Origin of the sequence: Citrobacter sp. Cb041 (assembly GCF_030336655.1) — a bacterium.
GTDB lineage: Bacteria > Pseudomonadota > Gammaproteobacteria > Enterobacterales > Enterobacteriaceae > Citrobacter > Citrobacter braakii.
Genome location: NZ_JAOWDD010000039.1, coordinates 415,807 through 429,641 on the forward strand (window position 1 = coordinate 415,807; position 13,835 = coordinate 429,641).

Annotated in this window: 13 protein-coding genes and 3 tRNA genes; 11 read left to right on the forward strand and 5 right to left on the reverse strand. The window is 50.6% G+C overall.

From position 1 onward, the window contains the following. The first annotated feature begins 13 nt into the window (after positions 1–13). Both OGV52_RS15010 and OGV52_RS15015 read left to right on the forward strand, forming a co-directional pair. Entirely contained in the window at positions 14–733 is a 720-nt protein-coding gene (locus OGV52_RS15010) for an HAD family hydrolase (protein ID WP_049282091.1), read from the forward strand. A gap of 17 nt (positions 734–750) precedes the next feature. Then, positions 751–1,899: an MFS transporter gene (locus OGV52_RS15015; RefSeq protein ID WP_287108718.1), complete on the forward strand. Its 1,149-nt coding sequence runs from the start codon at positions 751–753 to the stop codon at positions 1,897–1,899. 98 nt (positions 1,900–1,997) lie between these two features. Here OGV52_RS15015 and OGV52_RS15020 read toward each other — a convergent pair. After that, positions 1,998–2,073, reverse strand: a tRNA-Asn gene (locus OGV52_RS15020). Between the two features lie 160 nt (positions 2,074–2,233). On the opposite strand from OGV52_RS15020, the gene OGV52_RS15025 reads away from it, so the two are divergent. Further along, entirely contained in the window at positions 2,234–3,721 is a 1,488-nt protein-coding gene (locus OGV52_RS15025) for an EmmdR/YeeO family multidrug/toxin efflux MATE transporter (protein WP_049040618.1), read from the forward strand. Between the two features lie 99 nt (positions 3,722–3,820). Then, positions 3,821–3,896: transfer RNA gene (locus OGV52_RS15030), tRNA-Asn, on the forward strand. A gap of 72 nt (positions 3,897–3,968) precedes the next feature. On the opposite strand, the gene OGV52_RS15035 is transcribed toward OGV52_RS15030, so the two are convergent. Further along, entirely contained in the window at positions 3,969–4,301 is a 333-nt protein-coding gene (locus OGV52_RS15035) for a type II toxin-antitoxin system PemK/MazF family toxin (protein WP_049282111.1), read from the reverse strand. Continuing rightward, positions 4,302–4,559 (reverse strand): AbrB/MazE/SpoVT family DNA-binding domain-containing protein, encoded by a 258-nt coding sequence (locus OGV52_RS15040; RefSeq protein WP_049282110.1) that lies wholly within the window; start codon positions 4,557–4,559, stop codon positions 4,302–4,304. It abuts the gene before it with no gap. Positions 4,560–5,198: 639 nt separating this feature from the next. Here OGV52_RS15040 and OGV52_RS15045 point away from each other — a divergent pair. Both OGV52_RS15045 and OGV52_RS15050 read left to right on the forward strand, forming a co-directional pair. Beyond that, positions 5,199–5,951: a hypothetical protein gene (locus OGV52_RS15045; protein ID WP_287108719.1), complete on the forward strand. Its 753-nt coding sequence runs from the start codon at positions 5,199–5,201 to the stop codon at positions 5,949–5,951. A 285-nt stretch (positions 5,952–6,236) separates the two neighbouring features. Further along, the gene (locus OGV52_RS15050) at positions 6,237–6,368 is read left to right on the forward strand and encodes an AAA family ATPase (protein WP_223870083.1); all 132 of its coding nucleotides are present in this window, start codon (positions 6,237–6,239) and stop codon (positions 6,366–6,368) included. A gap of 178 nt (positions 6,369–6,546) precedes the next feature. Here the strand turns inward: OGV52_RS15050 and cbl are convergent, their stop codons facing one another. Both cbl and nac read right to left on the reverse strand, forming a co-directional pair. Next, on the reverse strand, positions 6,547–7,497 hold the full coding sequence (cbl, locus tag OGV52_RS15055; protein ID WP_287108720.1) for an HTH-type transcriptional regulator Cbl: 951 nt from the start codon (positions 7,495–7,497) through the stop codon (positions 6,547–6,549). A gap of 101 nt (positions 7,498–7,598) precedes the next feature. Beyond that, positions 7,599–8,516: a nitrogen assimilation transcriptional regulator NAC gene (gene nac, locus OGV52_RS15060; RefSeq protein WP_016156200.1), complete on the reverse strand. Its 918-nt coding sequence runs from the start codon at positions 8,514–8,516 to the stop codon at positions 7,599–7,601. Between the two features lie 60 nt (positions 8,517–8,576). Between nac and OGV52_RS15065 the strand changes: the two genes are divergently transcribed. The 5 genes from OGV52_RS15065 (at position 8,577) to OGV52_RS15085 (ending at position 13,815) form a co-directional block, all read left to right on the forward strand. Next, a complete protein-coding gene (locus tag OGV52_RS15065; RefSeq protein ID WP_165500185.1) occupies positions 8,577–8,729 on the forward strand; it encodes a hypothetical protein in 153 nt (50 codons plus the stop codon). A 113-nt stretch (positions 8,730–8,842) separates the two neighbouring features. Next, positions 8,843–8,918: transfer RNA gene (locus tag OGV52_RS15070), tRNA-Asn, on the forward strand. Positions 8,919–9,131: 213 nt separating this feature from the next. Further along, entirely contained in the window at positions 9,132–10,448 is a 1,317-nt protein-coding gene (shiA, locus tag OGV52_RS15075) for a shikimate transporter (protein ID WP_049282335.1), read from the forward strand. Positions 10,449–10,566: 118 nt separating this feature from the next. Next, the gene (locus OGV52_RS15080) at positions 10,567–12,021 is read left to right on the forward strand and encodes an AMP nucleosidase (protein WP_016152657.1); all 1,455 of its coding nucleotides are present in this window, start codon (positions 10,567–10,569) and stop codon (positions 12,019–12,021) included. A gap of 15 nt (positions 12,022–12,036) precedes the next feature. Continuing rightward, positions 12,037–13,815: an aminopeptidase P family protein gene (locus tag OGV52_RS15085; protein ID WP_019076481.1), complete on the forward strand. Its 1,779-nt coding sequence runs from the start codon at positions 12,037–12,039 to the stop codon at positions 13,813–13,815. The last annotated feature ends 20 nt before the right edge of the window (positions 13,816–13,835 follow it).

The following is a 13,835-nucleotide window of genomic DNA, read 5'->3' on the forward strand; positions in this document are numbered from 1 at the left end:
AAGGAAATAAAATATGTGTAATGCCATCCTGAAAGCTGCTGCCGTATTATTTGATATGGACGGTGTGCTTATTGATTCAAATGAAGTGATTGAAAAAGCCTGGCGTGAAGCGGCTGCAATGTATGGTAAAACAATATCGGAACAAGAAATTATTAAGCATATTCACGGACAGCCTGGTCCGCATACTATTCGGGCGCTCTTCAGTGACCTACCGCTCGTTGATCAGCAAAAGGTTCAGGCTCATATTATTCATGTTGAAAATACTGCGTCTTATAATCCTATCCCGGGAGTCGCAGAACTTATTACCGTACTGGATGCTTCAGGTATTCAGGTTGGCATTGTAACCAGCGGCTGGCGTGAGAAAATCGACCGTGTGACGGCGATGCTTCAGATTCAGTCCTGCATTTCTGTGATTGTTGAGCGCGATGACGTCGCCCGAGGGAAACCTTTCCCAGACCCTTATCTTCTTGCAGCCGAGCGTTTTTCTATTCCCGCGGAGAAAACAATCGTCTTTGAAGATTCCAAAAGTGGCGTCACGTCTGCTGTTGCAGCTGGAGCTTTTTGCGTCGGGATCGGTAGCGCTGAACTGATTTCCTGCGGAGCTCGGCTTACTATTTCGGACTTTACCGGTGTTGAAGTCATATCACGACTGGATGGAAACATCGCGATTTCATTTTGCCCAGGGCATGTTTTGATGATCGATAAAAAAGACGCATCTCAAGAAACAAAGTAGAGTTAAAAGGGCCATCAATGGAAATCGCGCAAAAAGGACGCTGGGCTGTTACAACATTATTTTTTGTTAATGGATTAGTTACCGGTGCCTGGGCTGTGCAAATTGCCCAACTGGTTTCACGTTTTCACATTACTGATAAAGTAATAGGCCATTTGATACTTATTTTCGGTCTGGGTGCATTATTTATGATGCCGCTGTCCGGCATGGCGATGGAAAAATATGGCTCACAACGCATCGTGCGTATTTTTTCCATCGCAGCCTCGCCTGCTCTTATTCCTGTGGGACTCGCACCTGATATCTACCTGTTAACACCGATACTCTTTTTTCTTGGTGCCATGATCGGGGCAATGAACGTTGCGATGAATTCGAATGCAGTTGCCGTCGAGAAAGCCTTATCACGTACAGTGTTATCTTCATGTCACTGTTTTTGGAGCATAGGGCTTTTCACTTCAGGCCTGATTGGGGGGTATCTGGTTAAGCAGTTCGGTTTTCTCACGCACCTTTTTTTGATTGGCACGTTTTCCTTAGCGATAACATTGTCGGTATGTCCACATGTCATCAAAGATAAATCGATAAGAATTAAACGTTCAATTAAAGAAAAACAGCCTCATCATTCGAGCACCATCTACGTTATCGGTGTTATTGCCCTGCTGGCCATGATCCCGGAATGTGCGGTCGTTGACTGGTCGTCACGTTATTTACTGAAAAACCTTAATGCAACTACGGAAACGGCAAGTCTTGCTTTTGCCTGCTTCGCGGGAACCATGGCGATTTTTCGCTTTTTGGGGGATTTCATTCGCAATCGTTTCGATGCCATTCGTGTAATGCGCACATCCAGTCTGGTGGCTGGAATCGGACTGCTGGCAGCGGCAGCGGCAAATACCCCTTGGCAGGCTACCGTTGGTTTCGCTATTGCTGGTATCGGTATCGCCAATCTGGTACCGATTGCTTTTTCCGCGGCCGGAAACCAGCCTGATATCTCAACCAATGCAGGAATGGGTGTCGTTACCACCATTGGTTATCTGGGCACGTTGCTGGCACCTGCTCCTGTTGGTCTGGTCGCTGAACTGACGGGATTTCCTGTCGTATATATAGGGATGGCCGCCATGATGGGCGTGATTATGCTGCTTGCCCCTCTCGTTCGGGTAAAACCCTGCAAAACTTGAGGCAAGCTGGATGGGAAAGCCATTGGCAAGCCTGATGTCGCCTAACGCATTGAAAACAAAAAGCCCGCTTAAGTTTCCTTAAGCGGACTTCTTAAATATGGCTCCTCTGACTGGACTCGAACCAGTGACATACGGATTAACAGTCCGCCGTTCTACCGACTGAACTACAGAGGAATCGTTGTGGAGGCTTATCTTAGCGGCGAAAAAAATTTTGTCAAACCCCATTTCCCCGAATAAGTTTCAATTGATGCTTCTCTCGACAGTTTGTTGCATTTCCAGACATTTTAAATGGAAAAAACTTTGCAGCTTTTTGGATTCTCCCTCATCATTTGAAATGAGGTTTCAACTTTCTTCTTTAAGGTCCACTTTGAACGTCTCCGCTGCCTTACGCCAGGTCGCTTCCCGCACGCCCTGGTATGCCAAACGCAAGAGTTATAAGGTTCTCTTTTGGCGCGAAATCACTCCGCTTGCGGTCCCCATTTTTCTGGAAAACACCTGTGTGCTGTTGATGGGCGTACTGAGTACCTTCCTTGTTAGCTGGTTGGGAAAAGAAGCAATGGCTGGCGTTGGTCTCGCCGATAGTTTCAACATGGTCATCATGGCGTTTTTTGCCGCCATCGATCTGGGAACCACGGTGGTGGTAGCATTTAGCCTGGGAAAACGAGATCGTCGACGGGCAAGGGCAGCAGCCAGACAATCGCTGGTGATCATGACGATTTTTGCTACCGTGCTGGCAGCGGTCATTCACTATTTTGGTGAACAGATTATTGACGTTGTCGCCGGTGAAGCCACCCCCGATGTTAAGGCTTTGGCACTCACCTATCTGGAACTTACGGTGCTCAGCTACCCGGCGGCAGCCATTGCTTTGATCGGTAGCGGCGCACTCCGCGGAGCCGGAAATACCAAAATTCCGCTGTTGATTAATGGCGGTATGAATATCCTAAATATCATCATCAGCAGCATCCTGATCTACGGGGTCTTTTCCTGGCAAGGGCTGGGATTTGTGGGGGCAGGACTCGGGCTGACCATTTCACGCTACATCGGTGCGTTCGCCATTATCTGGGTGCTGATGATTGGTTTTAATCCGGCGCTGCGTATTCCCTTCAAAAGCTATTTTAAGCCGCTCAATCTCGCCATTATCTGGGAAGTTATGGGGATCGGTATTCCGGCAAGTATTGAGTCAGTGCTATTTAATGGCGGTAAACTGTTAACGCAGATGTTTGTCTCCGGCATGGGAACCAGCGTAATTGCCGGAAACTTCATTGCATTTTCCATCGCCGCACTCATCAACCTGCCGGGGAATGCTTTAGGCTCCGCGTCGACAATCATTACCGGCAGGCGTCTGGGAAATGGTCAGATAGCCCAAGCGGAAATCCAGTTACGCCATATATTCTGGCTCTCAACAATCGGCTTAACCGCCATCGCCTGGCTAACCGCCCCCTTTGCCGGCGTTATGGCCTCATTTTATACCCACGATCAGGATGTAAAAGAGGTCATAGTCATCCTAATTTGGCTCAACGCAGCGTTTATGCCGATATGGGCAGCATCCTGGGTGCTACCATCAGGGTTTAAGGGCGCGCGTGATGTGCGTTTTGCGATGTGGGTATCGATGTTGGGCATGTGGGGCTGTCGTGTTGTGGCGGGTTACACGTTGGGAATCGTATTAGGATGGGGTGTAGTCGGCGTTTGGTTAGGGATGTTCTTCGACTGGGCCGTGCGCGCCGCGTTATTTTACTGGCGTATGGTCACAGGCCGCTGGTTATGGAAATACCCTCGTCCCGAGCGTGAAAAGTGCATAAAACAACCGGTTGCGTCTGAATAAGCGGCGAAATGGGGAATATTTCAGCAAACGATCGCATTTAGCTATTCAGGCTTTGACAACGCTGAGTGGCATCGCTAATATTCGCCTCGTTCACACGATTCCTCTGTAGTTCAGTCGGTAGAACGGCGGACTGTTAATCCGTATGTCACTGGTTCGAGTCCAGTCAGAGGAGCCATATTTAAGAAGCCTGCTTAGGAAACTAAGCAGGATTTTTGCTTTTCTACGTTTGTTAATCACACCGAAAGCCTCAGTTTAGAATGGCTTCCAGTCGGGCCAGCACTTCATTTACGACAGCTTCGGGTATACGTTCCAGACACTTACCGTTCCGGGCCCCCATATCAATCGTTCTGGGTTGGTCGCAGCGAATAACGCCCGTTGTTTTTGTTCCCACACCGTCCAGGGAGACGGTAAAACCGGCTGCGCGGGCAAAGTTTCCGCCGCTGGTGACGGGAACGACAACGGGTAGCCGGGTGAACTTATTAAATGATGCAGGAGAAACGATAAGCACCGGACGTTTTCCGCTTTGTTCATGTCCGGCTGTAGGATCCAGTGAGACGAGCCAGATTTCTCCTCTGTCCATTTACAGGATCTCCTTGCCCACCGCAGGCGCATCAATCCATTCCCGCTCCTCTTCACTCATTTCGGCGTGCGGATCGCACTGCGCCAGTAGTTCCTCAAGCGAATAACGGGGCCGTTTCTGGGGTTCAATAATCAGGCAGCCATTATCAATGGTCATACCCACTTCGCTGTCTGTCGACAGCGCCAGCGTTTTCAGCACGGCGGGAGGAACCGCCAGCATGATGGATCCGCCGACCTTTTTCAGGCGAGTGGTATACATAGAACACCTCCGAATATTATATTTTAATATAACATCAATGGTGGATGGTGCGCAATTTTTAGTCAGATTCATTGTTATTTCCTTAGCGTGGCTAAGCGTGAAGGAGGCCTTAATCCGTCCTAAGACAGATCCGGCAGTTTTCATAGGCTGCATTATCGGTAAAACGGCAACCATCCCTGATACATCAGGCGCTTCTTTCAGGTCATGAAGCATTTTATGCAGGTGGGAGCTTAGTTCGTGGTAAGAAGACCGATAATAGAAAACTATGTTTGCGGTTCAAAGGATTATGGCGGATCAGATAAACGAAATGCGGCGCAGCTTCCGGCACGGACCTTCTCCGGAGAAGTATCAGCGATAGTGCAAAGGCCAAATTAGTTCAGATGTGACACCCGGCAATTAGGCAAGAGAAAAAGGACGAACACGCGTTTACAGAGAACATATGACCTAAAGTAACAATATGACATCAAGACTAATCATAACTTTACAAAATATATCATGCTCATTGATTTATAAAGAAAAATTAACCACAACTATTGCAATGTCATCCGAGCGGCGTAACATAAATTGTTGAAATATTAGTCGTCGAAAAGTCGAGATAGATGAGGTGATATGTGAATTCCCCTTTACTGCGTTCCTATAATGCCGTTATCGAACATACGTTATCCCAAGCAAAAAAACCCAGAACAACGAAACACATTGCCGGTTTTTGTCAGTATTACACAAGGGATTTGGAATGAAGCAGAGAAGTTGACCCGATTTATTAATCGGTTGACGGTGATAATTCACAAAACGGAAGAAGTGACTATCCTCCTTCAGGATCCACAATATGGAGCACCTCATATGCTTCCGGAGAAATTAAACGATTTAATGACTATTCTGGATTCTCAACAGCAACAACTCCCTCTTAATAAATGGTTATTACCTGAAATGGCTGAAATAATGTTTCATATAGACCAACTTACTGAAGAAGGTGAATTATCCGATACAAATAAAAATACGTTACTTCGTGAACTCGAGTTGTTGTGTGACCTATGGAAATGTGCTTTAAGAAAATATTATTCCAACAATGAATTCAATGTCACTTATGATGTTTTAAAAAATTATTTTTTTTCCCAATGGCCTGAAAAGAAAAATGTGCTTATGGTGGAAGTCGCTAAAAAATCAGTAAAAAGAGCCAGTACATCATTAATAGCATCATGGAATAAATTATTATCTCGTGTCTTCGATTTACCTTTAGGCGATCCTCGCAACTGGCTCAAGAACGTACCAGGTATTACACGACTCTGGCATGATCCAGAGCAAAATTACGTCATTGTTGGCAGTCTTTCCTCCCCTCAACCTATTATTCAACGTCAACCCAGTATTCGCCAATGGCATGCATTGCATGGGTGAACTTAATTCCGAACTTCTTGCCGGACTAGTTGATGTTGATTGGGTCAGAATGAATCAACTAGCGGGCAATCCCTGTGTGGCTACGCTTGTGCGTCGATGGAAGGAATGTCAGGTTCAACTGGATGATGTGCGTGATGTATCACTGACAGAGTAAAGTTTCAATGCCTCAGGTAATAATATAGGACCTGAGGCATTGTGAACAAATAAGCTATTAGAAGAATAAAGTTCACATGCAATGTAATAACATCAGCTTTGTCGATATCCTATACACAGATTGAGGGACGTATGCGCATTCATCAAGTTCAAATAAAGAATTTCCGACTTTTAGCTGACGTGGAGCTTGTATTAGAGGAACAGACGACAGTCATTGTTGGTCGAAACAACAGTGGGAAAACTGAATCGCCACGGATAATCTAGACACTTCCGAGCCGTTGTGGACTGCCCCCACCCCGGTAGACGATCCTGCTCTATAGTTGTGGGGGCAGTCCAGTTTTAATAACTGGCCCAAAGCTGAAAGCTTTCCGGAACCCCCAGCCTAGCTGGGGGTTTTCTGTGCACAAAAAGCCTGCTTAGGAAACTAAGCAGGCTTTTTGCATTATATCTGATAATCAATCACGGCTTCATCTGGCTCCATCGCCTGGCGCTTGATTTCATCGACGGATAACCCTGCGTTGCATAGCTCAATGAATCGCCAAACGTAGTTGCGCTGCAGTTGCCCGCGTTTCAGGCCCAGCCAGACGGTATTTGCATCAAATAAGTACCGGGTATCCAGACGGGTTAAGCTCCCCTCCTCCTGCTCTCCACTGGATTGTTCTGCCACCAGCCCGATTCCCAGCCCCAGCGACACATAAGTTTTAATCACATCCGAGTCCTGGGCGCTGAGGATAATATCCGGCACTAACCCTTTACGGGCAAATGCCTCATCGATACGGGAACGCCCCGTAATCCCCTGACGATACGTAATTAATGGCCAGTGGGCGATAGATTCCAGTGTGAGAGGAGACGTTTTCACCAAGGGATGATCGTGAGGAACAAGCAGGCTGTGGTGCCAACGGAACCAGGGAAAAGCTACCAACAGCGGATCGCTGCTAAGTCGCTCGCTGGCAATCCCAATGTCTGCCCCACCGTTTTGCAACAGTACGTCAATCTCCTGCGGAGTACCCTGGATCAGTTCCAGACGCACCTCAGGGAAGAGCTCACGAAAGGCTTTAATCACCGCGGGCAGGCTATAGCGTGCCTGTGTATGCGTGGTGGCAATCGTCAGTACACCGGACGTGTCATTGGTAAACAGATCCGCCAGTCTGCGAACGTTGCTGGCCTCATTCAGAATACGCTCGGCAATAACCAGCAAGGCTTTGCCCGGTTCGGTCATGCCCAGCAGGCGTTTACCGCGACGGATAAAAATCTCAATGCCAAGTTCATCTTCAAGTTCACGAATATGTCGGCTGACTCCTGACTGCGAGGTGTACAGTATATTCGCGACTTCCGTCAGGTTGTAATCCTGACGGGCCGCCTCGCGGATTATTTTAAGTTGCTGGAAATTCACTTTTTGCTCCGGGCACATCAGACATTACGCTATTGTTAAAGTCTGATGCCCGGCATAACAAATAATAAAAACCCGCATCTTATTCCTGAAGGGAATAAGGTTTAGCTGACCAGCTGTAGCTCGCGGTTTTCCAGTGCCGGACGGCTTACCAGCGACAACAGGATCTCCTTCACGGCCTGTGCCTGCGGCGATAAGCTCCCTCTGGCTGAGACGTTCAGCGATAATGGCAGATTCATCGACGGGGTTGTTATCCGCGCCATCCAGCCGTTCGCGGCATTACATAATGAACGGGCCGCCGACTCAGGCAACACTGTGACGCCCATCCCACTGGCGATGGCAGCCGTTAAGGTGGCGATAGATTCAATTTCGCCAATCACTTTGGCCGTCAGGCGACGAAGCGAAAAAGCTTCATCTACACGCAGGCGAACTGCGCTGTAATCCCGTGGCAAAAACAGATTCATCTGCGCCACCGCGGCTAAATCGACGCTTTGTCCTGGGCAATCACGCGTCCCGACCAGGTACAAATCCTCTTTAAGCAACGGTTGACTGCTGATACCCGCCACGGGTGAGCGCTCGTAGAGCACCGCCATGTCTAAATGCCCGCTGAGCAGCTTGTCATTCAGCACCGCCCCACTGTTTTCATGCAAATAGACCAGCACATCGGGCAGCTCTGCTCGTACTGTCTGTAATAACGGCATAGTGATGGCTGACGCCGCCGTCCCCGGCGCCAGGCCAATAGAGACCTGTCCCCCCAGGGTCTGACCTACGTTATTGACCGCAAGTTGCGCCTGCTCGCACTGGCGTAAAATCGTCCGCGCATGGGCATACAACACTTTCCCCGCTTCCGTCGGTGTGACGCCGCGTTTGGTGCGAATCAGCAGTTGCTGATCCAGTTCGCCTTCCAGCGTAGCAACCTGCTGGCTCAGCGCGGGTTGCGCGATATGCAACACTTCCGCTGCCTGGGTCAGGCTACCAATATCGACGATTTTCACGAAATATTTCAGTCGTCTGAAGTTCATTTTGCCTCCTGTCGGAATACCAGAACCCGTGCTGGCAGTCATTAAATTCAGGATTGCAAGATGCTTGCCAGTTTAGTCAGCAGCCGTGTTTTACGGTTAAAACCGCGTAAAGTCAGGCTCAAAGGTGAAGAATGGACTTTTTGCACACCTGAATCTCTCATTCTGGCTGCCCTGGAAGAGGTAGGCGCGCACCAGAATGGGGCAAAAGCATAAAAAGACGGAAAGATCGCCGCTTTGCTGATTTTGTCAGCAAACGAACGCACAAATGTATTTCCCCCTTTGACAAGCCTCATCGCCCTCGCTAATATGCGCCTCGTTCAAACGATTCCTCTGTAGTTCAGTCGGTAGAACGGCGGACTGTTAATCCGTATGTCACTGGTTCGAGTCCAGTCAGAGGAGCCAAATTTAAGAAGCCTGCTTAGGAAACTAAGCAGGCTTTTTGCTTTTCTGTTTTTCATTCATCTTATTTTTCATGTAGCCCTCTGGTGAGGGAGATAATCGTTTTCTCTTCCCGTCTGTCGCGGTAATCTCATAACGGTCGTTAATATATCGACTGCAATGTGTGTAGCCCAATTCAAATACTAATAACTAAAAGACAGTACAGACAGGATAACTATGGATTCCACTCTCACCTCCGCGGGTCCCCAAGAGGACGTCTCTTCGCTTCATCGTGCCCGACGCGCTGCGCTTGGTAGCTTCGCTGGCGCCGTGGTCGACTGGTATGATTTTCTGCTTTATGGCATCACCGCCGCACTGGTCTTTAATCGCGAGTTCTTCCCGCAGGTTAGCCCGGCAATGGGAACACTTGCCGCATTTGCCACCTTTGGCGTCGGATTTTTGTTCCGTCCGTTAGGCGGGGTTATCTTCGGCCACTTTGGCGATCGCCTTGGCCGTAAACGCATGCTGATGCTCACCGTCTGGATGATGGGGATTGCCACTGCGCTGATAGGGATTATTCCTTCTTTTGACACTATTGGCTGGTGGGCCCCTGTGCTGCTGGTGACGCTACGCGCCATTCAGGGATTCGCCGTTGGTGGTGAATGGGGCGGCGCGGCGTTGCTCTCGGTCGAAAGCGCGCCGAAAAATAAAAAAGCCTTCTACAGTAGTGGCGTTCAGGTCGGTTACGGCGTCGGACTGCTGCTTTCTACCGGTCTGGTCTCACTGATTAGTTCGCAAACCACCGACGAGCAGTTCCTGAGCTGGGGCTGGCGTATTCCGTTCCTGTTCAGCATCGTACTGGTTTTGGGCGCGTTGTGGATGCGTAACAGAATGGATGAATCAGCCGAATTCGAACAGCAGCAACAGACAGCGCAACCAGAGAAAAAGCGGTTACCGGTGGTCGAGGCGTTAATCCGTCATCCGGGCGCATTCTTAAAAATTATCGGCTTGCGCTTATGTGAACTGCTAACGATGTATATCGTCACCGCGTTTGCCCTTAATTACTCTACGCAGAACCTGGGCCTACCCCGCGAGCTGTTTCTGAATATCGGTTTGTTAGTGGGAGGACTGAGCTGTCTGACCATCCCCTGCTTTGCCTGGCTTGCCGACCGTTTTGGTCGACGGCGCGTGTACATTACCGGTGCACTGGTCGGTACGCTGAGCGCCTTCCCGTTCTTTATGGCGCTGGAAGCACAGTCTATTTTCTGGATCGTGTTCTTCGCGATTATGTTGGCCAATATTGCGCACGATATGGTGGTCTGCGTACAGCAGCCTATGTTTACCGGTTTGTTTGGCGCAAGTTATCGCTACAGCGGCGCAGGCGTTGGCTATCAGGTGGCAAGTGTGGTTGGCGGTGGTTTTACCCCTTTCATTGCTGCAGCACTGGTAACATTCTCGGGCGGAGACTGGCACAGCGTGGCCATTTATCTGATGGCCGGGTGTCTTATTTCCGCCGCCACTGCATTGCTGATGCGGGATAAGCAGCACAGTTAAGCCCTGATGCGAAGGTCATTCGGCCTTCGCACAATCTTCCTCAACGTCTGACTTTTGTTTCATATTCCTGTGACATACTATCGGGAGAGCAGTACATCTGTGGAACAAGGAGACAGACATGAACAATAAGGGCTCCAGCCTGACCCCAACTCAGGCACTGGATAAACTGGACGCGCTGTACGAGCAGTCGGTTAAAGCACTGCGTAGCGCCATTGGTAAGTACATTGAAACAGGGACGCTCCCTGACATAATTGCCCGCCATAATGGTCTTTTTGTTTACCCATCGCTTTGTGTCACCTGGGATGGCAGCGCCACCAATCCCCCGAAAACCCGCGCTTATGGCCGTTTTACCCATGCGGGTAGCTATACCACTACGATCACCCGTCCGTCGCTTTTTCGTCCCTATCTTGAAGAACAACTCACGCTGCTGTATCAGGATTATGATGCGCATATCTCCGTCGAACCGTCGCAGCATGAAATCCCTTATCCCTATGTGATTGACGGTTCTGAGCTGACGCTCGACCGCTCGATGAGCGCCGGATTAACGCGCCATTTCCCCACTACCGAGTTGTCACAGATCGGCGACGAAACAGCCGATGGTACCTATCATCCGGCGGAATTCTCCCCGCTGTCGCACTTCGACGCCCGACGAGTTGATTTTTCGCTCGCACGACTGCGTCACTACACGGGAACGCCGGTTGAACATTTCCAGCCATTTGTGCTGTTCACCAACTACACCCGCTATGTCGATGAGTTCGTGCGCTGGGGCTGCAGCCAGATCCTCGATCCGAACAGCCCCTATATCGCGCTGTCATGCGCAGGCGGGATCTGGATCACCGCTGAAACGGAAGCTCCGGAAGAGGCCATCTCCGATCTCGCCTGGAAGAAACATCAGATGCCCGCCTGGCATCTAATCACCGCCGACGGTCAGGGGATCACGCTGGTCAATATCGGCGTTGGCCCGTCCAACGCTAAAACCATTTGCGATCATCTGGCCGTCCTGCGCCCTGACGTCTGGCTGATGATTGGACACTGTGGCGGCCTGCGCGAAAGTCAGGCGATTGGCGACTATGTTCTGGCCCACGCTTATCTGCGTGACGACCATGTGCTGGATGCCGTACTACCGCCGGATATTCCGATTCCGAGCATTGCGGAAGTACAACGCGCACTGTACGACGCCACCAAAGAAGTCAGCGGCATGCCCGGCGAGGAGGTGAAACAGCGCCTGCGTACCGGTACCGTCGTCACCACCGACGATCGCAACTGGGAGTTACGCTATTCCGCTTCTGCGCTGCGTTTTAACCTTAGTCGCGCGGTGGCTATTGATATGGAAAGCGCCACTATCGCCGCCCAGGGCTACCGCTTCCGCGTCCCTTACGGCACGCTGCTGTGCGTTTCCGATAAACCGCTACACGGCGAGATCAAATTGCCTGGTCAGGCCAACCGTTTTTATGAAGGTGCCATTTCCGAGCACCTGCAAATAGGTATCCGGGCAATCGATCGTCTGCGTGCTGAAGGCGATCGACTGCACTCCCGTAAATTACGTACGTTCAACGAACCGCCGTTCCGTTAAGGCCTGAAGGTAACTATGCACAACTCAACTCCTCTTTCCGCTCTGCGCAACCTGCTGTTAGCGCAAGGGCTGGATGGCATGATTGTTCCGCGCGCCGACGCTCACCAAAGCGAAGATTGTACACCGCATGACAATAAGCTGGCCTGGCTGACCGGTTTTAGCGGCTCCGCTGGTCTCGCGTTGGTCCTGCGCGACCGCGCATTAATGTTTGTCGATGGACGCTATCAGGTCCAGGTGCGCAATGAAGTCTCGTTGGATGATTTTGAAATTCACCATTTACATGACGAACCGCTGGCCGACTATTTGCAGTCTCACGTTGCTGCGGGCGCGCGTATCGGTTTTGAACCGTTGCTGATGGTCAACAGCCAGTTTGAAGCACTGTCGGCGACCCATTGCGAGCTGGTGTCTCTTGAGCAAGATCCTTTCGACCAGGTATGGCTTGACCGCCCGGCTGCACCCTGCGGCATCATTCGTGAAATGCCCATTGAAATCAGCGGGGAAAGCAGCACACAAAAACGAACCCGCGTCGTGGATCTGCTCACGCAACAACAGGCAGACGTTCTGGCGATCACGCTGCCGGATAACATTGCCTGGCTGCTGAATGTGCGCGGTTCCGATCTGCCAATGGTGCCAGTGCCGTTTTCGTTCGCCCTGCTCCATCGCAGCGGCGAGCTGGAATGGTTTGTGGATAGCAACAAAACACAGCAGCTCCCTGCTGCACTGCTGAATACGCTCACGCTGGCCCCACAAGAGAGTTTTCTTGCCCGCTGCCAGCAGTTAGCCAAAGGGAAACGCTTTTTGGTCGATAAAGACTACGCCCCGGTCGCGCTGCGTTTTGCCATTGTAGAACACGGTGGCGAAGTCTTATGGGCACCCGATCCCATCACCTTGATGAAAGCGCACAAGAATGACGTTGAACTGGCGGGTTATCGGGAATGCCATGAACAAGATGGCGCGGCCTGGGTTAACTTTCTGGCATGGCTTACGCATGAAGTTCCCTTGCGCGAAGCGGCAGGCAATCCGGTCACTGAGCTGGAAGCGCAGGCCAGGCAACTGGAATTTCGCCAGCAGCAGCCGGGATTTATCGAGCAAAGCTTCAACACGATTTCGGCCTCAGCCAGCAATGCCGCAATGTGCCATTACCATTCCAGCGAAAAAACCAATACGCCCATTACCTCTCAGGCCATGTATCTGAATGATTCCGGCGGCCAGTACCATAATGGTACAACGGATACAACTCGCACCCTCGCGTTTGGTCCACAGGATCCGCAGCGTCGTCTGCATTACACCGCTGTGTTGAAAGGCTTTTTGTCGCTTATCTCGCTGCAATTTCCCAGCGGCACTCAGGGTCATCAACTGGATGCCTTTAGCCGTCGGGCGCTGTGGGATCTGGGTCTGGATTTTGATCACGGTACGGGACACGGCGTAGGCCATCAGCTCCTGATCCATGAGCAGCCCCATCGCATTGCCAAAAAAGTAAACCCCTGGCCCCTGGTTGCGGGCAATATCATTACCATCGAGCCGGGTTATTATCTGGCCGGAGAATATGGGATCCGTATTGAGAATCAGGTGGAGATTATCAACAGTCGTCCTGGCTTCTGTCGCTTCTCAACGCTGACGCTGGTGCCGATTGATTTAAGTCTGGTTGAACTGCATCTGCTAAGTGAGGCAGAAAAACAGTGGATTGATGATTACCACCAGCAGGTCAGAGAGACGTTATCCCCACGCGTGAACGCAGAGGCTCGTCCGTGGTTGTTTGCCGCCACTGCGCCGATTCGCGTTCAGGCCAATTAATGCATTAAAAAAGGCAGCCC

What these genes read in the sequence shown, in the direction of transcription:
- OGV52_RS15080 (WP_016152657.1), top strand. Translation starts at nt 10,567, where the DNA reads ATGAACAATAAGGGCTCCAGCCTGACCCCAACTCAGGCACTGGATAAA.
- OGV52_RS15050 (WP_223870083.1), top strand. Translation starts at nt 6,237, where the DNA reads ATGCGCATTCATCAAGTTCAAATAAAGAATTTCCGACTTTTAGCTGAC.
- OGV52_RS15025 (WP_049040618.1), top strand. Translation starts at nt 2,234, where the DNA reads ATGAGGTTTCAACTTTCTTCTTTAAGGTCCACTTTGAACGTCTCCGCT.
- OGV52_RS15065 (WP_165500185.1), top strand. Translation starts at nt 8,577, where the DNA reads ATGCTTGCCAGTTTAGTCAGCAGCCGTGTTTTACGGTTAAAACCGCGT.
- OGV52_RS15010 (WP_049282091.1), top strand. Translation starts at nt 14, where the DNA reads ATGTGTAATGCCATCCTGAAAGCTGCTGCCGTATTATTTGATATGGAC.
- OGV52_RS15040 (WP_049282110.1), bottom strand. Translation starts at nt 4,559, where the DNA reads ATGTATACCACTCGCCTGAAAAAGGTCGGCGGATCCATCATGCTGGCG.
- shiA (WP_049282335.1), top strand. Translation starts at nt 9,132, where the DNA reads ATGGATTCCACTCTCACCTCCGCGGGTCCCCAAGAGGACGTCTCTTCG.
- nac (WP_016156200.1), bottom strand. Translation starts at nt 8,516, where the DNA reads ATGAACTTCAGACGACTGAAATATTTCGTGAAAATCGTCGATATTGGT.
- OGV52_RS15085 (WP_019076481.1), top strand. Translation starts at nt 12,037, where the DNA reads ATGCACAACTCAACTCCTCTTTCCGCTCTGCGCAACCTGCTGTTAGCG.
- OGV52_RS15015 (WP_287108718.1), top strand. Translation starts at nt 751, where the DNA reads ATGGAAATCGCGCAAAAAGGACGCTGGGCTGTTACAACATTATTTTTT.
- OGV52_RS15035 (WP_049282111.1), bottom strand. Translation starts at nt 4,301, where the DNA reads ATGGACAGAGGAGAAATCTGGCTCGTCTCACTGGATCCTACAGCCGGA.
- OGV52_RS15045 (WP_287108719.1), top strand. Translation starts at nt 5,199, where the DNA reads ATGCCGTTATCGAACATACGTTATCCCAAGCAAAAAAACCCAGAACAA.